The sequence below is a fragment of the Roseovarius arcticus genome (genome assembly GCF_006125015.1).
Lineage (GTDB): Bacteria > Pseudomonadota > Alphaproteobacteria > Rhodobacterales > Rhodobacteraceae > Roseovarius > Roseovarius arcticus.
The window spans coordinates 1,316,385-1,334,465 of sequence record NZ_SZZN01000001.1; the positions used below are offsets into that span (position 1 = coordinate 1,316,385).

Sequence of the window (18,081 nt, forward strand, 5' to 3'; positions counted from 1 at the left end):
TCCACCCCGTCCTCTCTTGCTGTTGACTAAGTGTTCCATCCCGGATGATCACATTAGTAATCGGCGATCTGCGTTTTTCGTGGCAAGATCTGGTCTGAAGAAAGCCCTGGGCGGAGTGGGACCACCCTGATTCATCTTCACAAGCAAGCCATAACAACACAAAGGATGCGGTCATTGATCCGGGCGAGCGCGGAACCTGCGCCGATGCTGGGGAAGTGCTTCGGTATCATGCAGCCCCTCGATCCCGATCACCCGCCCTGCCGGATCGACACGTGCCATGCGATCGTCCACAGCGCCCATCCGTAAACTGCCGCAAGGGTTTTATTGCTCAGCACGTTGTCGCGAACGAAACGCTCCAGCTCGCTACCTTCCATTTGCCCCGAGCCGATCAGAGACCTGTCGCTGGCTTTGATAATGCCAAGTTGACAACCGCTATGCTCAATCATCTCACTCATCGCTGCCACATTCTGACAAGACCGTAACGATAGCTAGCGCTTCAATGCCAGGTCCAAGCCGGTGAAAAGGAAATGGAGGGGACAACACCGTTGACGCAATCATGATGCTGCGAGCATAACAAACGGGTGGGTCAAATCCCGATTTTAAAACCGGGGCAGTCTTGAGTGACATTTAATATAGAAATGAGAAAACATTGAAAAAGCACATCTTACTTACACTTGTGGTCTCTGCAGCCGTAGCAACGGGTGTAACGGACGCTGAGGCTGGCGCGACACTAGATAAGGTCAAGGAGCGCGGAGAGTTGGTCTGCGGTGTGAGCCAAGGCTCTGCTGGGCTGTCGCTCCCTGATTCCAATGGAGCTTGGTCCGGTCTCGACGTGGACTATTGCCGAGCGGTAGCTGCTGCCGCCATCGGCGATCCGGCCAAGGTCCGCTTTGTGCCGCTCAGTTCGGCGCAGCGTTTTCAGGTCTTGGAGGCTGGCGATATTGATGTTCTGTCTCGCAACACCACCAAAACCTCGACCCGCGACGGCACACTGCCGGTCCTATTCGTCGACACGATCTTCTACGACGGACAGGCTTTTATGGTGCCAAAATCACTGGGCATTACCGCTTCAAACGAATTAGACGGTGCCACGGTTTGCGTTCAGCCCGGCACGGTGAACGAACAAAACCTAGTCGACTATTTCGCCGCAAACAGCATGACCTTTAAATCGGTCGTTATCGAAAGCCTGCCTGAACTAGAGTCGGCCTTTTACGCTGGGCGATGCGACGTCTACCTGTCGGATGCATCTACCCTGTCGGCCAGCCGCGCGACGCGCGCCGAGATTCCGGCAGACTTCATGATCCTGCCTGAACGCATCACCAAATCGCCCCTTGCGCCAGTGGTGCGCAGCGACGATGTTGAATGGTACAAACTAGCCGCTTGGACTCGCAACATACTAGTCGAGGCAGAAGAATTGGGCATTACCCAAGCGAATGTCGAAGAGATGGAGCAATCTCCAAACCCCGCCATCCAGCGTCTTCTGGGTGTGCAGGAAGGGATAGGCAAGTCATTCGGGCTGGACGATGATTGGGCGGCGCGGGTCATCTCCGCGGTCGGCAATTATGGCGAAGTCTATGATCGCAATCTCGGCCCCGATACGCCCTTACAGCTAGAGCGTGGCCTGAACGCGCTTTGGACAGATGGTGGTTTAATGTATTCGTCGCCCGTGCAGTGACCACGCGCATCTCGGACGCGCCGCGCTCAAAGGCAATGATCGGCGCTGCGGCGTTGGTCATTGTTATTTTGACGATCTACGTTCTGTCTAGCGGCGGATATGTTTCCGATGTGCTGGCTCTTCTTCGCCAACGCGCAGGATTTCAGATTCCGGAATCAGTATTTGCGGTCTCTGCGTCTGACGCGCTGTATTGGACGCTGTTGGCTGGGCTGGCCAACACAGTAAGAGTAGCATTGGCCGCCGCCGTTCTTGCCACACTTATAGGGTTGGTGCTGGCAACGCTGCGACTGAGCGCCTTTCCGGGATTCCGCCTATTGGCCGGTTTGGTGATTGAGCCGTTGCGCAATACCCCCGTCGTGCTGCAACTCTTCTTATGGTATGGGCTGCTGATCAATAACCTGCCAGCCGCGCGAAACGCGGTAGAAATCCTGCCGTCAGTCTTTCTCAGCAATCGCGGTGTCGCCATTCCAACCATCACGATGAATGGTCTTTCCTTTCCCGAGCTCACCGGATTTAACTTCACTGGTGGCATGACGCTGAGCCCTGAGCTGGCGGCGCTTCTCTTCGGGCTGACGCTGTTCCATGCCAGTTATCTAGCTGAGATTTTCCGCGCCGGGATCATGTCCGTACCGTCTGGGCAGATAGACGCGGCGCAAGCGCTGGGGATGAGGTTTTACCGACGGATGCGTTTGGTCGTGCTGCCCCAAGCGCTGAACTTTATAATCCCACCGTCGACCAACCAGTTTCTGGCATTGGTCAAGAACTCATCGCTGGCCGTCGCCATCGGATTTCCCGATCTGGTCGCCGTGGTCAGTACCCTCATGAACCGGAGCGGAGATGCCGTTCTTGGAACGGTCATCGTCGTGGCCGCATTCCTTGGGTTGAACTTGCTTTTGTCGGGTGCGCTTGCACTCTACCATCGCAGCCAGATGCTACGCGGCAAGGCATCGCTTTCGGTATCACTCCCGGTGAGTGTCCAGATGGAATGGCAAGACTGGATCAAAACGCCATGGCGCAAGGCAGGGACAATTGCATTGGGCGTCGTAGGGGGATTCCTAGTTTGGCATTTGCTGAATTGGAGCGTGTTTCAGGCGGTGTGGACTGGTTCGCCCGAAGAATGTCGCGCGGCCGACGGCGCGTGCTGGGCGATGATCGCCGAAAAGTACCGCCTGATCTTGCTTGGTTCATATCCTTTCGGGCTAGGATGGCGTCCGGTGCTGGCGACCGCCGTGCTGGCACTATCGCTTATCTTTGCGGCCCGTTTCGTACGGCGCAAGCCGCTGCTGGCCCTGCCAAGCATCAGTGTCGCCATTGCTGTCTGGTATTGGCTCATGGGAGGTGGCCTGTCACTGCCTACAGTTAATATCGTGCTCTGGGGCGGCCTACCATTGACCATAGCACTGTCGGTGCTGTCGATCTTCCTCGCGCTACCAATTGGTCTGGCGCTCGCACTGGCGCGGATGTCGCCGCGGCGCATCTTTTCCGTCCCGGCCTATGCAGTGATCGATGTTTTCCGAGCAGTACCGCAGATCTTTTTGCTGTTTGGCGTGGCAATCCTGCTACCGCATATTCTGCCCGCGGCATGGACTCCAGACAAATTCTGGCGCGCTCTTTTCGCGCTCATCATGATCACCAGCGCCTATTTGGCCGAAGTCTTCCGAGCCGGCTTGCTCGCCGTGCCTCCGGGCCAAGCAGAGGCGGCGCGGACGCTGGGCATGAATCGGGTAATGATCTTTGGCCTCATCGTGCTGCCTCAAGCGGTACGAATTTCCTGGCCCGCCATCGTCAACACCTTCGTCGGCGCGATCAAGGACACGTCCCTGGTGTTCATCGTCGGTTTGATGGACGTGCTGGCCGCGACCAAGGCGGCAGTCGTCGATCCGTCCTGGCGGCTTTACTCGCTAGAGGGCTACTGCTTCACGGCTTTGATTTATTTCGCCATATGCTATTCTCTGGCTCGCTACGCGCGTCGCTTCGAACGGCTAAGATAGCTCTCCAGTGCAGCGGCGAAACGGGCCGCATCGCGCCCACCACTATAAATGTGCGGCGCGACCCGGACAATATCGTCGCGGGCGCTGACGAAGACATTCTCTGATCGAAGAGCCTCAACTAGGCCGTCGGAAAATCCCTCTGGTCCGGACAATCCCAAAAGATGGGGCGAACGTTGGTCGGCGGCGATGACACCAACGCCGCATGACTCGGCATGTCCTGCAATCGCAGTGGTGATATCTGCAATGTGCTCGCGGATAACGGAAATTCCGATTTCCTGTAGATAGTCCAGCGCCGTTATCGCCATAGGCAACGTCATGAAGTTGCTGCGCTCGCCCATGTCATAACGGCGCGCACCCGGCATAAAATTAAGCGAGCGGTCATATTGATTGCTGTATCCATCCGCTCCAACGCGGCTGAAGGCATGATGCTCGAGCGGCTGTCCGTCCTGCTGCCATGGCGCGGCATAAAGAAACGCCAACGAATAAGGCCCGAGCAGCCATTTGTAGGTCGCGAAGGCGATAAAGTCTGGTTTTATAATCTCGACGTCAAGATCCATGATCCCGGCCGACTGAGTGGCATCCACTACGAGTGCAATCCCATGCGCCCGCGCCACCACACCCATCGCTACCAAATCGATAACAGATCCATCCGACCAATGAACCTGCGTCAGCGCGAGCACGGACACAGGTGGTCTACTGCGGTCCTTGATCCGCGCAATCAACGCGTCTGCCCAGGATTGTCCATTTACACGGTCGACGTGCTCGACAGTTGCGCCAACCTCTTGAGCCAGCATAGTCCACGCATATGTCTGCGATGGGTGCTCGCCAGCGATGCCCAAAATTGTCGTGCCGCCAGCAACGGTCAGGTTTTTCGCAGCGACTGCGATCCCGTAGCTGGTGGAGCCGACGATGGCGATATCATCGGGCGCTGCGTTAATCAGGCGCGCCGCCGATGCACGCGCCTTCTCTACATCGTCATAGAAGCTTGCGCGGCTAAGCTTCCATGGCTGCGCTTTTGTTCCCACTCCCTCACGTCCGGCGTGAAGCACATGACGCGGTGGCGGAGTCATGAAGGCGGCGTTGAGATGGCTGATATCTTCGGGGATACCAAAGTCTGAGCGCCAAGGGGCAATATCGTCCATGGTCGCGCTCCAAGTTTTTGTTTGATCCGTGATCTGTTTGCATGGATTGCCCGAGGCTTCAACCAACGTCAATACTGTACAGTATCACTGAACATTGAGGTGCTCCCCATTCCTTGGACAGGATCTGGCGCTTTCTAAGCTCGTCTTTGCTCCTGCTGATCGGGTTGCGTGACTTTGGTTCGTAGTGAGTAGACCACTGCAGGTGGTCGACCGCCAAGGGCTTTGTGCGGGCGGCGGTGATTGTAACCTGGACGGACCCACGGGACACTTGCTGGGTTACTGTAGCTTGTCTCTGAGAGCTTCGTAAGGGGTTTGCCCGTTGTGGGCACCATGCGGTCTGGCGAAGTTGTAGAACCGTTCCCATTCGTCGAGTTTGGCCTCGAGATCGACGTCACCTTTGTAGCTTAGAAGCTGGTAAAATTCCTGCTGATCGGATCGGTGTGAGCGCTCGACTTTTCCGTTGAGCTGAGGCGTGCCGCGTTTGATGTAGGCGTGCCTGATGCCGAGGTCTTCGACATGCCAATGGAATTTGGCTTGGAACTCATGGCCGTTGTCAGTTCGAACTTCACGAATACGGAATGGGAATTTTTCGATGATGTGGTCAATGAATTTGATCGCGTTCGCCTGGGTGTGCTTCTCGTAGATCTGAAGGGCGCGGACTCTCGTTGCGTCATCAATTGCTGTGTATTGGAAACGACGTACTTTCTTGCTACCTTTTTCGTTGAAGGTCAGGAACTTAACGTCGACCTGTATATGGTGCCCCGGAACCTGTTTTTGATAGCGCTTGGTGTGCAGTTTACGCATTCGTGTGCCTCTGGGCAGACGGTTGAGACCGTTGCGCTTGAGGATGCGGTAGACCCCAGCATCCGAGATTTTGATGTCGTGATAACGCGCCAAATACCAGACGATCCGGATTGGCCCCAGGTGATACTTGCGACGCAGATACAGGACCTTATCAACGATCTCGGGCGGCGTTTGATTGGCTGGGTTCTTAGGAATTGATTTGGCATTCTTCAGGCCAGCTTCGCCATGTTTTTGATACGCATCGCGCCATCTATAGAAACTGGATCTTCCAACCCCGAAATATCGACATGCTTTGCGGGCATTGCCGACCTTCTCGGCATGTTGAAGCACTCGCAACTTACGTTGGATGTCCCGTTCTTCGTTCGTCATGAAAACTTCCTCCACCCCAAATCTGGGAATTTACAGGAAGTGTCCCGAGAGTCCGTACATATCTACATTGTCGAGGCCCGCCCGGTCACGGATGCGCCGCCAAGGATGCTGTAGGTCGGTTGCATAGCGGCCCGCCAATTTGCCTACGATAATATAGGGATTGTCAGGAAGCCGTGGCAGGGCCGCTAGAACCGCTCTTGCGGCTTTGGGCAGGGGTATGCGCCGCGCTCCGGTCTTCGTGTCCGGCAGCTCCATGCCCTGATCTGTGATGAAGCTCCATTGCAGGGTTTGTATCTCGCCCAACCGGCAACCGGTCAGGATCAGCAGTCGAAAGGCGGCGATCACATAAGGCGTTTCTGATCCATCGCGTTCCGCCTCTGTCAGCGCCTGTCCAAGATTTTGGAGCTCGTATTGGCTAAGGAACCGTTCCCGCTTCTCCTCGCGGTATTTTGGCACGTGGCGGCAGGGGTTTGACCCGTCTGGCCGCAGCCCCCATACCTCGGACAGATTGAACATCTTGGACAAGACGCCTAGGACTCGGTTGGCCTGATAGGGCTTGTTGCGCATTTTGTGGTGCAACTCGGACACGTCACGACGTTCGACATCAACAACCTTGAAGTTGCCTATCGCCGGATTGATGAACAGATCAATCGCGCGGCGATACTCGCTTTGTGTGCTGGGTTTGCAGCGGTGCTGCGCATGATCCTTGAAAAACCTTTCGCACAAAGCGGCGACGGTTGGCGCACGGCGATGCTGCGCAATCTCTTCCACCGGGTTTTCGCCCTTGGACAGCTCGCCCATGATTTCCTTGGCTCGGGCGCGGGCTTGCTCTGCGGTTACATTGCCATGCCGACCAATAGACGCGCGCCGTGTGCGCCCACCTTTGCGATACTGGACCTGATAGGTCTTGGAGCCGGACGGCATGATGCGGACGCCAAATCCTTTAATCTCGCTATCCCATTCGAAATAGCCTTTGTCGCGGATGCCGAAGCCGTCAACGCTACGCTTGGTCAGTTTAGGCATGCCATATCCCCTTAATCCCGTTTCGTCTGTGGAAGCACAGTGGAAGCATTTGAAAGCAAATCATGGGGTAAAGCGTAGGGCCCAAGCGTAACGAGCGTCAATGAAGAATGAGTGATTTCAATAAGATAGGGTAGGTGAGCGCAATCCAGCGAACCATGTGGGAAACCCCAAAACGTGACTCATAACCTGAAGGTCGTAGGTTCAAATCCTACTCCCGTAACCAACTTTACTTGCTGAACGTCGTCTTGGGAAACCGGAACGGCGTTTTTTGCTGTCTGGGACAGAGCAAGAATGCCCGCGAGGTTGCCTTCGAGGCTGACAGCCGGCACTCCGGTCTCCAAGTCGGGGGTGACTGTGATCCGGTCGATCAAGCCGCGCAGAATATCGGCAGCCTCCGTTCTGGAGCCTGCGCTGTTCAGGGAAGTGGCAAGGCTCTCAACCTGCTGGCGATAGAACTTGCCCATGTTGGGGTGGACCAAGATCGGGTCTTCTTTGGCGGCTGCCAGTTTATGCTCCAGATCCTGTTGCCGTTCTTCCAATGTGATCATGCGGTCTTTCAGCTTGCTTGCTGGCACACCGTCACAGATGGCATCCACAAGCTTTTCCTGCTCCCCGATAACCTTCCTGAGTTCGGCCTTGTCACGCTCGATCGAGGCGTACTTGGTTAGTCTCAGCGTATTCAAATGGCGGTTGTATTCTGCGGCAAGCAGTTTGGCTAAATCGGGGTCCATCAAATGATGACGCAGACCGCCAAGAACGTAGTCTTCCAGTGTTGCCCGTTTGATCCCGCGCAGGTTTTTTCAGGTACGCTTGTTGCGCGCGGTCGAACAGCCGAGATGGGTTTGAGAGATAACTGAATAACCGTCACCACAATGGCCGCACTTGTTAAGACCGGAGAGAAGATAGCGCGGACGGCGGCGATCCCACATGCCATCGCCGGTGTTCTATTTGACACGGAGGTCACCCTGACGGGCCTTGACCCGATCCCACAGGTCCTGGTCGACAATGCGCAGGTCCGGAACGTCGTGGACCACCCAGGCGGATTGGTCATTCAGACGCGAAATGCGCTTGCCGGTGTCGGGATCTTTGAGATAGCGCAGCCGGTTCCAGACCAGACGGCCGATATAGAGTTCGTTGTCGAGTATCCCGGTGCCCCGCTCGAGATTGCCGTTAATGGTGCTTTGTCCCCACGCCTTTCCGGAAGGTCCGTGGATGCCATCGGCGTTTAGGTGTGATGCGATGGCTTTCGGCTATTTTCCGACGGCATAGTCTGTAAAGATCCGGGCGATAATGTCGGTTTTGTGTGGATTGACCGTCCGGTCACCGCGAACAGCTTCACCGGAGGCATCGAATTTTTTGACAACGTCAAAGCCGTAGGAGTTACCGCTTCCAGATTTACCGGCTTGGCTTTGTCAGAAGAAATTGGCTTGAGCCGGGCAAGGCAGTTTCGTAGCGTCTATCCATGACAAAACGAGACCCTTTCAAGTACTATCAAAGCAGCCCTGAGATCATCCGCCTGGCGGTCATGATTTACGTTCGCTTTCCCCTTTCGCTCCGAAGCATCGAGGACCTGCTGCACAAGCGCGGGATCGACATCAGCCATGGAACGGTGCGGTGCTGGTGGAACCGGTTCGGCCCAATGTTTGCTGCTGAGATCCGGAGAGAACGGGTGCAGCAGTTGCAGTCGTATTCGAACTGGCAGTGGCACCTGGACGAGGTTTTCTTGAAGATAAACGGCGAGACGCACTACCTTTGGCGGGCCGTGAAACACGAGGGCGAGGTGCTCGAAAGCTATGTGCTTAAGCGGCGCAACTGTAAAGGGGCGTTGAAATTCCTCAGGAAAATCATGAAACGCCATGGCAAGGTTCAGGCGCTCGTCACCGACCAACTGCGTTCCAATGACGCTGCGATGAAGGTCATCGGCAATGCTGATCGGCAAGAAACCGGTCGTTGGCTCGACAACAGGGCGGAGAATTCTCACCTGCCGTTCCGAAGACGAGAACGGGCCATGCTACGCTTTCGGCGCGCGCGAAGTCTGCAGAAATTTGCCGCCGTCCACGCCGCCGTTCACAACCATTTCAGTGAGCGCCACCTTTCCTCACGCGCCACTTTCAAGCTCAACCGCGCCGCCGCACTCTCTGAGTGGCGTCAGCTTCGTTCAGCATAGGTTCTGGCGTTTGGCGGCAGACTGAGACCGGTTCGAAATGGTCGGACAGCACCTATTGAAGTAATCTGCAGCAAAAAGAGCGTGAAATTTTTTATTCAAATAAGGCGGAGAAGACTGGAGAAATGAAACCGCTTTTTTTGATCATAGCTTACCTTGTTGCCGTCACATTGCCGTTGATCTTGTCGCGGTCGATCGGAGGACCACCACGCCCGTTTCACCAAGAACTTGCATCTGGTCTTGGTATTCTTGCCTTCTCGATGGTCCTCATGGAATTCGTCCTCTCCGGTCGCTTCAAGAGCATTTCGAATGGCGTTGGCATGGATGTGACCATGCGGTTTCATCAGGTGATGGCGCGCACGGCGCTAAGTTTTGCCTTGCTACATCCCTTCCTCTACCAAGGTACGCCTCCCGGTGGTCAGCGTCCATGGGACCCAACGCGCCAACTGACGATCACAACCGATTTCTCCAACCTGTCCACAGGCATTGCCGCCTATCTGCTTCTTCCAAGCCTTGTTCTACTGGCAATCGGACGCACTCAACTGGACTACAAATACGAGACGTGGCGCCGGATACATGGTGTCGGCGCACTCTTGATCGCGTTACTCCTGTTACATCATACCGTCTATGCGGGGCGATATGGATCGCAGCCAGTGATGACAGGATTGTGGGTGGCAATGACGGGTGTCGCGGTTGGGTCGCTACTTTATGTTTACCTGCTCGTGCCATTTCTGGACAAGGCTCGCCCGTGGCGCGTGGCCACAGTTGTGCAATTGACGCCAAAGCAGTGGGAATTGTCAGTGAAACCAGATGGTCATTCTGGCCTTGATTACAGGGCTGGGCAATTTGTGTGGTTGAATGTGGGGCAAGGTTCGTTCTCGATGAAAGAAAACCCATTCTCTATTTGCTCCGCGCCAGGTGCCGGATCGAAAATTTCCTTCATGATAAAAGAGCTTGGCGACTTCACACGAACCATTGGCCAGATAAAGGCTGGAACAGTCGCTTATCTTGATGGCCCTTATGGCAATCTGTCTATTGATGGCCGCACCGAACCCGGGGTCGCTCTTATTGCAGGTGGTGTGGGGCTGGCGTCGCTGCTTGGCATCCTTAGGCAAATGCGCTTGGCCGGAGATCCACGCAAGGTGAAGTTGATCTATGGAAACCGGGTGGTTGATCAGATTGCCTATCGTGAGGAATTGGGCGCGGAGGGCGTATTCTATGTTCTGTCAGAACCGCCAGAAACCTGGCACGGAGAGACAGGTTTCATTGACGCAGCGCTGATGGATCGCGTTTTTTCAGCAGAAGAGTTAAGCGAATGGGTCTTTGTGATGTGCGGACCGGGGATCATGATGGATATCGTTGAAGATCACCTGATTGAGAGGGGCACACCCTCTCATCGTATCCTGTCGGAGCGGTTCGACTATGACTAATCCATTCAAAGATATGAGTCTGCGGCGACGGATTTCCTTGACGATCTGGGGTCTGAACATCGTTCTATATTTGATAGTTCTGGCATTTGCACTGCGCTGATTCACGGCTTTAATTTTCACGAGTTTACTCCGCGGGCAGGCTTTAGGGCTCTTTGCATTTCAGACTTCCCAAATTTGGGTAGCCCGGCTTGAGTGTTAGCACATGCCCCGCCTTTGGTTCATGGGGTGATTTTTTGAGTCGCGAAGGGCCCTGAAGCAAAGGTAATGGGTCGAAGAGAAATGCTGACGTGGGCTCGGAGCGGACTTGCGGCGACGCGGCACGCATCCTGATTATCCCGCTCGTCTGATCGACGTGAGCGGCCCATTACAGCCGTTCACGGATCCATCTGATGCTGCGCTGCAGCTTTCGCATTGCCGTCGTCGGCGCATAATGCAGCATCTCAACAGCCTCAATAACCGGTGTGCGGACAATGTGACCGCACTTGTTAACAGTTGTTGCTATGGCGCTGCATCGCCCAAGCCATTCAGATTAGGGAAGACTGAACTTCATCGCTCGAATTTGGAGTTAAGGTGTCGGGGCCCCGTACGCGGAACTGATGAGCTCGCGTGCTGCTGTGCGGCCGTCGGGGCATGCGAACAATCAAGGAAGGACCGCTAAATGATCGACGGCGAAACACTGCCCGCTCCGCCCGTTATGCCTGAACCCGAGGACGATTCAAAACCCTTGCGTGTGAAGATCAAGGACGCGATTGACGCCCGCGATTCTGAGACGCTGGCGGCACTTCTGGAGCCGTTGCCGCCGTCAGCCGCGCTGCGTCAATTGCTGTTGCTGGTTGCCGACGATCGCGACGTCTTGATGACGTTGATCCCTACGGACCTGGCCGCCAAGCTGATCGTGGAGGCGCCTGTGCAGGCCGCCACCGATTTGTTAGAGCGCATGGAAATCGACCGCGCCGCAGAGGTGCTGGACCAGCTGAGCTCTGACCTGCAGGCAGACATTATCGGCAATTTCGAGACAGAGGATGCCAATGCCATTCTGGCTCGTTTGCATCCGGATGATGCCGCCGACGTCCGGCGCCTGGCAGAATACAAGGATGGCACTGCGGGCGGCCTTATGGTTGCCGAGGCGTTTAAGTTCTCCGAGACGGCAACGATCGGGGCTGTTTTGCAAGGAATTGTTTCAGAGGAAGCGGATTTCGAACGCTACCGCGGTCAGCATCCCTACGTCGTCGATGCCGAGGACCGCCCGGTCGGAGTCGTTTCACTTCGCAACCTACTTACATCCAACCGTAGTGAAAGGCTGGCCACTATCATGGTGCAGCCAGTCACGATCGGTGTGGACACAACGCTTGACGCTCTGCAGGACCTCTTTGACAAACACAATTTCTTTGGGCTTCCGGTCGTGGAAGCTGACGGGCGATTGGTTGGTGTCGTGTCACGCACGGCGGTACACGACGCCGCCCTGGCGCGGTCCGAAAGCGAAAGCCTGAAACGACAAGGCATTGTGGGCGACGAGTTGCGCTCAATGCCGACCTGGTTGCGGTCACGGCGGCGCCTTGCTTGGTTGTCGGCCAACATCGTACTGAACATAATTGCCGCGTCGGTGATTTCGGCTTACGAGGAAACCCTCGCGGCGCTCATCACAATTGCCGTCTTTCTGCCTATGGTGTCCGACATGTCAGGGTGCTCAGGCAATCAGGCTGTCGGTGTAACCATGCGGGAATTGGCGCTGGGTGTCGTGCGAACCAAGGATGCGATGCGGGTTTGGCGGAAAGAAGTCACGGTCGGAATTATCAACGGAATCGCCTTGGGTATCCTGATCGGACTGGTGTGCTGGATCTGGAAGGGTAACCCGTGGCTTGGCCTTGTGATCGGCACGGCGCTTGCCATCAACACAGTCCTGGCGGTATCTATCGGCGGTGTCGTCCCGCTGCTTTTGAAACGACTCGGTCAAGATCCTGCGGCAGCCTCGGGGCCCCTTTTGACGACCATCACCGACATGGCGGGGTTCTTTCTTGTGCTTAGCTTGGCCAGCCTAATGATGCCGTTGTTGATCTGAACCTACTGCGAGCAGTTGCTATTTGCCCAGTGGCTGGTTGCGAACTTCACTGCCAAGACAATTGCACGGCAGGACTGCAAAATTTAACTCGGTGCCGACACAGATGCGGCGGGGGGAATGTCAAAATCTAGATTATACGAGCCACAAGGAAGGCCCGAAGCTGTCCTCCACTGTTTGGAATGAAGCCGCATCGCAGCTTTCGCATCGTAGATGCGCAGCATTAAACCGTCGTTTTGAAATAGATCTTTTTTGCGGCCGCTTGAACTTGTGAGCCGATCTCAAAGTGGCCTTGCTCCAAGTCAAAGACGGACCTGAGCCTCATGCAATTTTTGTCGTCGAAGATCGAAAACACAGTTCGCTTGCGCCATAGGACAAGCCGGTCCAACACCATTGGCGCGAGCAATGCCAGCCGGATCACCCGACTGACATAGCCTTGGCAGACGGGTCGCCCTGAAGCAGTTTGTGCAGCCAATCAAAGTGCATTTCGGCCCATCGCTGATGACCTGCACCGCACAGATTCCGCTATTTTGGGTAAGATCTATTCAGGTTTTGATCTTCCTGGGACCCGGCAACGGAAATGCCGGTCATGTTCTTTCAGAATACCAATGATCTGTTCTTCGGTGAATCGGGATTGTTTCATCTCTGGTTATTTCAATTGGACCAGAGCCTATCTCAATTTGGATTAAATCAAGGGGACAACATCAGAGCAAACGGCGCCCAAAAGGGACGCCGTTCACAAAATGCATAAGAAAATATGAGCCTTTAGAACGTAAAGTTTAGGCCTATTTGCAGGCCATGGCTTTCGTAATCACTACCGAATGCTCCGCGATAGCCGCTCTGCAAGACAACCTTGCGAGACCCTCTGGCAGAGACCACACTTTCAAGACCAAGGTTCAGGCTTACCAGGTTTTCACTCAAACCATCCACTGTATACGAGATTCCGGGCAAGCCTACCAATCCGCTTTGTATGACGAGGTCATCACCAGATGCATTGGTATATTCAAGGCTTCCGGTCAGGAGAGTATCACTGGAAACACTTTGAATTTGATATTCGCCGCGAACACCGACTGAAGCCATGAGAGTGTCACCAGATTGCTTTGCGACATTCAGGTTCCAGATACCTGCCCCAGTTTCAGTGAAGGCATCAGTTGAGACGTCATAGTATTCCAATGATGCGGTCGGGCCGAATTTGAAAGAGCCGAAATCTTTCAAGTAGTCAACTTTCAGCGCAGCAAAGAACTGTGAGCCATCGGTATCACCTCGCGCCGTTTGCCCCATCACAGTTCGGGTGGAGTCATATGACAGATCCTGATAGCCTATTAGCGCTTGAAACAAACCTCCTTCACCAAACTGGTTCCGCGCAAAAGCAGCCAGAGAGTATCCGTCTGTGTCAATTTCGCCAAGGCCTTGATTGGCATCGGCCGATCCGGTTGTACCGCCAACTATCACACCAATAGAGGTGTTGGAGTCCGAAAGGCGTTTTTCCAAACCCAGAGAGAAGGACGCCATATCAACATCATAACCGACAGACCCGGTTGTGGGGTCATAGGATGAACGCGATCCACCTATAGAGAATAGTCCGTAAAGACCGTCACCCATCACCCAAGGCTGCGCGACGCCCTGACTGGAAATAACGTCTGCATCTCCGCCGGTTCTTTCCCAAGGCACTGAGTAGTCCAAGATTGTCGCAATTTGGTTGCGGGCAGCCTCAAACCCAAGGCTGGAGAAAGCCGGCGCAAAGCTGAACCCGATACTATTCAGAGCCGTTGATCGGTCTGCCGGACTGAGAGCGAGCATGCCGACAATCGCAGCTTGATAAGCCGCTGCATTCCCCAAATCCCAATAAGGCACATTTGCAGCCGCATCGAGATTGCCCGCAAGCTTAAATTGATAAGTGTCTTGAGCACTGGCGACGATCGGCGCGAAGATTGGTACGAGACGTAAAGTGAATTCGCCCCCGTCAACTGTGCCAACGGTCATAGTGTAGTTCAGGTTGGCATTGCGCAAATCCTCGACCGCATCCACAGCAAAAAGACCATTGGCCTGCGCGAGTGCAACAATGTCAGCAGGGACCAGACCACCGTCAACATAACCGAGATCAGCCACAGCAACACCCAGCGTCGATGCCAGTTCTGTCAGCCTTGAATTAAGATTAGCAGCGGTATCCAGCGTTCCATAGGTCCAGCCACCTGCAGCAATATTATTCCAGGCGACTAATGACGACTCGTCGGTCGGGTCGTTGTTATCGTCCCAGAACAGACCATTCGGCACCATCGAATTGTCAAGGAAGGCCGTTCCGAAGTTTGCGACATATTCGGTGTTTCTCAGCGCACCGAAAGCGAGTTCGTTAACCGACGCTGTGAGGTCAAGTGTCGCCTTGTTCGCCGAGAAAAAACCGATCTCGCCTTCGTTACCGCCGTCGCCGAACAGCCCGTCAGGCAGACCAGAGCCAAGGCCAATTTGGGTGGCCGCCAGATTGAACAAAACAGCGTTGTTAGGGTCGGCGGCGTCCATCAGAACGCCATTCGAATCTAGCAACTGCAAAGAGAATCCGGTCATCCGAGCACCGGTAAAGTTAGACACCTTTCCAAAGGTGAAGTAATCCACTGTCGGGGAAACCATACTCGGTGTCGTTTGCAACCTCATGTCGAATGGTGCTGGTCCGGTGATGTATGTCTTGATCCGCTTTCCGGATCCGGATTCGGAATCACAGAAAACGTCAGGATTACTGGCCATCAAGCAATTCGTAACGTTGCCGCGAGACGTGAGACCGGAAAAATCTGTAACGATCTGTTGAAAGGGATCAACATATGTAAATCCACCCGATCCGTCAGGTATTCTTGTGCTGGTGAAGGTGACGGCTTTGATGCCCGGTTCCACCACACCTTCTGCCGGGTCGGAAAAAATCATACCGTCCCCGAATGTGCCGATCAAAACATTGTCGGGCAAGACATCAGCCCAAGACGCACTGCATGACAAAATCAACAGTGCTGCTGGTGCGGCAGTTCCAAACTTGTAACTCTTAGATTTCATCGAAATGCTTCCTTCTGTTGCACTCATACGACCTGAAGATATTCAACTATTGGAATGCGAAGCCCATTGATCTAGATCAACGTGGGTGCGTGATCGAGATCAGCTTAGGAAGAGTGTTGCATAAATGCGTCGAGCAGAGTTCTTTGGTGCGGCACGCAGCTAACTGTCGCTTGTCGAACTTTTCAGCCTGACGCTGGAATGTGGCGGTTAACCGATGAAACGGTCCTGCAACTGCCCGTTGGTAAATACGCGGCCTTGGCGCTGTTTGTGAATTGCAGCAATGCCGGATGGTAATACTCACCGCCCGACCTGATAGCGCCCTCAGACCTCTTGCCCCTCAGGCGGCGCGTTTGTGTTCGCCGGGGTGATGAACACATACCGGTCCCCGGCTTCGCGCAGTTGCTTGGCTGTGTGCTCCGGGTTGGCCTGTAGGTCCCGCTGCAAGTGATCAGCCGTATCGCCAAAGAACCGTTGCGGATCGTCCATTTCGATCCCTTCCAACGTCGCCAGCGTGATTGTGCTGCCCTTGATGTTTTTCAGGAGTGTGCTGGTGTGATACTCGCGCTGCACCTCCTTGAGTGGGTTCGGGTCAGCCAAGACCTTCTGATCATAGACGAACTGGGCTTTGTTCCGCTGTCCAAGACAGGCGCCGGATTGCTGTTCGAGATCATATCCCAGCGCTACGAGCGCGGCTCGATAATCATCACCTCAAACCTGCCCTTCGATGACTGGACCGAGGTCTTCGGCTCAAAACGCTTGACCGGAGCCATTCTGGACCGCCTGACCCATCATGTGCTCATCCTCGAAATGAACGGCGAGAGCTTCCGTTTGCGTCAAAGCCGAAAAGCCCAATCCTGAAAACCATAAACCCGGGATCAGAAGGGCTGGCCTGCGGCCAGCGCGCCTTGACACGCGTCAACTATTTGGCGAGCACGCGCGCCAAGGCGCCGCTAACTCCCAACCGAACTATCCAATTTTACACCGGGAAACTGACCCTCTTTGCGCCGGGACTGACATGCCCTTGAGATGTCGAAGTGAACGGCCAAGGCCACCGAATTATCGTTCCGCTCGCTTTCTTTGCTGCAAAACGAAGTGGATTATGCGGAATGTAAGCTTTCAAAGTTCAACGTTGGAAGATGGGCGCCAGCGGTGAATGCCCGGAAACCGTCCACGAACAAAGCTAAAAGGTAACAGATTTGTTGAAAGCTGTAACAGAAAATGTTTAGAATATCGCTCAACATTTCTGTTACTTTTTTTAACATATTTGCTACTACTTTCAACAATCCGTATACTTTTTTAGGGAGTAATGGGGGGAGAACATGGAATTGCAATCTCTATGTTTTCCGCTGCGTATGCGTAAATATTTTGATCTGGAAGATATCTGACAATTTTGCAGTCTCTATCCAGTACGAAAGGCCTACTTCATAACCCCCAAAGCGTCCTCCTTCTGGGCAATAGATTTCTCACGCTATGACTTCGAATTCATTCGGACTCGCTGCGCTCGCAGCCGTGAATCGTTATTTCTGTTCGCAGTCTAATTATAATTTTTCTGGCAATCTTCATTCTTCGACTTTCGATTTCTGCTCGAGCCAGTCCGCAATAATCCTGCGGATCATTTCCGGCCGCGTTGGAAGATCGGCTTCGTCTCGTCTCACGTCGTCAAGGGCCTGCAGCATGTCGGCATGAAGACGTAGGGTTACTGCTGAGGTGTCAGTCTTAGGCCGCCCAAATTTAACCATTTTAAGATTCCAGAATTATCTATTGACTTTATGATGGCATAATGTCATAGTTATGCAAGCGAAGCAAGAGGTGCAACTCTCACTCCGCTCTAATCACAACGATCTGAGAAGGAGATCATCATGACTAAAAATATTACTATCATTAACACACCGGCTTCGGAAGCCACGGGCAGAGCGCAATCCTATCTGTTTGAGCATTTTTGCGAGCTCATGACCCGCGTATTTATGGCGTTCGAAAAGGAAGAGTGGGCAGAAGACGCTGGCTTTGATATTGCGTTCGGTCAGTCTGTATCGGATGCGGACGCCGCCTGGAGATTGGTGGCCATTCGAGCTGAAACCGTGACAGCCGTGCAGCCTCTTTCCGTGAATGACTTGGTACTTCACCGCATGGCAGGGCTTATTTCGCGAGCCGTGTCAGCAACCAGTCTCGCTGCGCTGGAGGCCGTTCAATCGCGAGCGGTGCATTGCATTGCGCAAGCCCCGGCGCATATCGCAGCGCCAGTTCGCGATCTCGCGGATGAGGCCCAGACCTGCATTGATCAAATGATCGAGCATGCGCTGACCAGCGGATCTTGTGAGAGACCCGGTGCGGGTCTGCCGCTGGCCGCCTGATTTTCAGAGATTTTCAAGAGCTATTGAATTGCCCTGTTGG

General features: G+C 54.5%; 14 protein-coding genes and 1 pseudogene. 7 read left to right on the forward strand and 8 right to left on the reverse strand.

Annotated elements, in window-relative coordinates; translation table 11 throughout:
- Nucleotides 1-248 precede the first annotated feature (248 nt).
- A complete protein-coding gene (locus MK6180000_RS20265) occupies nt 249-455 on the reverse strand; it encodes a hypothetical protein (protein WP_171054561.1) in 207 nt (68 codons plus the stop codon).
- A 194-nt stretch (nt 456-649) separates the two neighbouring features.
- Between MK6180000_RS20265 and MK6180000_RS06200 the strand changes: the two genes are divergently transcribed.
- Together MK6180000_RS06200 and MK6180000_RS06205 are read left to right on the forward strand one after the other, a co-directional pair.
- On the forward strand, nt 650-1,675 hold the full coding sequence (locus MK6180000_RS06200) for an amino acid ABC transporter substrate-binding protein (RefSeq protein WP_212751877.1): 1,026 nt from the start codon (nt 650-652) through the stop codon (nt 1,673-1,675).
- On the forward strand, nt 1,633-3,666 hold the full coding sequence (locus tag MK6180000_RS06205) for an ABC transporter permease subunit (protein ID WP_171054562.1): 2,034 nt from the start codon (nt 1,633-1,635) through the stop codon (nt 3,664-3,666). The genes MK6180000_RS06200 and MK6180000_RS06205 overlap by 43 nt, the downstream gene beginning before the upstream one ends.
- Here the strand turns inward: MK6180000_RS06205 and MK6180000_RS06210 are convergent.
- The 5 genes from MK6180000_RS06210 to MK6180000_RS21000 all read right to left on the reverse strand — a co-directional run bounded on the left by MK6180000_RS06210 (nt 3,636) and on the right by MK6180000_RS21000 (nt 8,245).
- On the reverse strand, nt 3,636-4,808 hold the full coding sequence (locus MK6180000_RS06210) for an aminotransferase class V-fold PLP-dependent enzyme (protein WP_138933948.1): 1,173 nt from the start codon (nt 4,806-4,808) through the stop codon (nt 3,636-3,638). The genes MK6180000_RS06205 and MK6180000_RS06210 overlap by 31 nt on opposite strands.
- Nucleotides 4,809-5,084: 276 nt before the next feature.
- Nucleotides 5,085-5,981 carry an IS481 family transposase gene (locus tag MK6180000_RS06215; protein WP_138933949.1) on the reverse strand — a complete coding sequence of 299 codons (897 nt, stop codon included), beginning with the start codon at nt 5,979-5,981 and terminating at the stop codon, nt 5,085-5,087.
- A 30-nt stretch (nt 5,982-6,011) separates the two neighbouring features.
- Nucleotides 6,012-7,004, reverse strand: a complete 993-nt coding sequence (locus MK6180000_RS06220) for a tyrosine-type recombinase/integrase (RefSeq protein WP_138933950.1) — start codon at nt 7,002-7,004, stop codon at nt 6,012-6,014.
- 179 nt (nt 7,005-7,183) lie between these two features.
- Nucleotides 7,184-7,738, reverse strand: a complete 555-nt coding sequence (locus tag MK6180000_RS06225; RefSeq protein WP_138933951.1) for a hypothetical protein — start codon at nt 7,736-7,738, stop codon at nt 7,184-7,186.
- A 210-nt stretch (nt 7,739-7,948) separates the two neighbouring features.
- Nucleotides 7,949-8,245: a recombinase family protein gene (locus MK6180000_RS21000; protein WP_138936369.1), complete on the reverse strand. Its 297-nt coding sequence runs from the start codon at nt 8,243-8,245 to the stop codon at nt 7,949-7,951.
- A gap of 221 nt (nt 8,246-8,466) precedes the next feature.
- On the opposite strand from MK6180000_RS21000, the gene MK6180000_RS06235 reads away from it, so the two are divergent.
- From MK6180000_RS06235 to MK6180000_RS06245, 3 genes are all read left to right on the forward strand, one after another.
- Nucleotides 8,467-9,171: an IS6 family transposase gene (locus MK6180000_RS06235; RefSeq protein WP_138933952.1), complete on the forward strand. Its 705-nt coding sequence runs from the start codon at nt 8,467-8,469 to the stop codon at nt 9,169-9,171.
- 122 nt (nt 9,172-9,293) lie between these two features.
- Complete coding sequence (locus tag MK6180000_RS06240; protein ID WP_138933953.1) at nt 9,294-10,598, forward strand: ferredoxin reductase family protein; 1,305 nt, start codon at nt 9,294-9,296, stop codon at nt 10,596-10,598.
- A gap of 658 nt (nt 10,599-11,256) precedes the next feature.
- Nucleotides 11,257-12,657 (forward strand): magnesium transporter, encoded by a 1,401-nt coding sequence (locus MK6180000_RS06245; protein WP_246040445.1) that lies wholly within the window; start codon nt 11,257-11,259, stop codon nt 12,655-12,657.
- Nucleotides 12,658-13,419: 762 nt separating this feature from the next.
- On the opposite strand, the gene MK6180000_RS06250 is transcribed toward MK6180000_RS06245, so the two are convergent.
- Entirely contained in the window at nt 13,420-15,690 is a 2,271-nt protein-coding gene (locus MK6180000_RS06250) for a choice-of-anchor F family protein (protein ID WP_212751878.1), read from the reverse strand.
- Nucleotides 15,691-16,011: 321 nt separating this feature from the next.
- The gene (locus MK6180000_RS06255) at nt 16,012-16,260 is read right to left on the reverse strand and encodes a hypothetical protein (RefSeq protein WP_138933955.1); all 249 of its coding nucleotides are present in this window, start codon (nt 16,258-16,260) and stop codon (nt 16,012-16,014) included.
- Nucleotides 16,261-16,290: 30 nt separating this feature from the next.
- On the opposite strand from MK6180000_RS06255, the pseudogene MK6180000_RS06260 reads away from it, so the two are divergent.
- Nucleotides 16,291-16,548 (forward strand): annotated as a pseudogene (locus MK6180000_RS06260) (ATP-binding protein); the annotation flags it as partial.
- A 1,001-nt stretch (nt 16,549-17,549) separates the two neighbouring features.
- Nucleotides 17,550-18,041, forward strand: a complete 492-nt coding sequence (locus tag MK6180000_RS06270; protein ID WP_138933957.1) for a hypothetical protein — start codon at nt 17,550-17,552, stop codon at nt 18,039-18,041.
- Nucleotides 18,042-18,081 lie beyond the last annotated feature (40 nt).

Bases quoted from the DNA above. Each gene is read 5' to 3' on its own strand.
- MK6180000_RS06270 (WP_138933957.1), top strand. From the start codon at position 17,550: ATGACTAAAAATATTACTATCATTAACACACCGGCTTCGGAAGCCACG.
- MK6180000_RS06215 (WP_138933949.1), bottom strand. From the start codon at position 5,981: ATGACGAACGAAGAACGGGACATCCAACGTAAGTTGCGAGTGCTTCAA.
- MK6180000_RS06240 (WP_138933953.1), top strand. From the start codon at position 9,294: ATGAAACCGCTTTTTTTGATCATAGCTTACCTTGTTGCCGTCACATTG.
- MK6180000_RS06250 (WP_212751878.1), bottom strand. From the start codon at position 15,690: ATGAAATCTAAGAGTTACAAGTTTGGAACTGCCGCACCAGCAGCACTG.
- MK6180000_RS20265 (WP_171054561.1), bottom strand. From the start codon at position 455: ATGAGTGAGATGATTGAGCATAGCGGTTGTCAACTTGGCATTATCAAA.
- MK6180000_RS06210 (WP_138933948.1), bottom strand. From the start codon at position 4,808: ATGGACGATATTGCCCCTTGGCGCTCAGACTTTGGTATCCCCGAAGAT.
- MK6180000_RS06235 (WP_138933952.1), top strand. From the start codon at position 8,467: ATGACAAAACGAGACCCTTTCAAGTACTATCAAAGCAGCCCTGAGATC.
- MK6180000_RS06220 (WP_138933950.1), bottom strand. From the start codon at position 7,004: ATGCCTAAACTGACCAAGCGTAGCGTTGACGGCTTCGGCATCCGCGAC.
- MK6180000_RS06245 (WP_246040445.1), top strand. From the start codon at position 11,257: ATGATCGACGGCGAAACACTGCCCGCTCCGCCCGTTATGCCTGAACCC.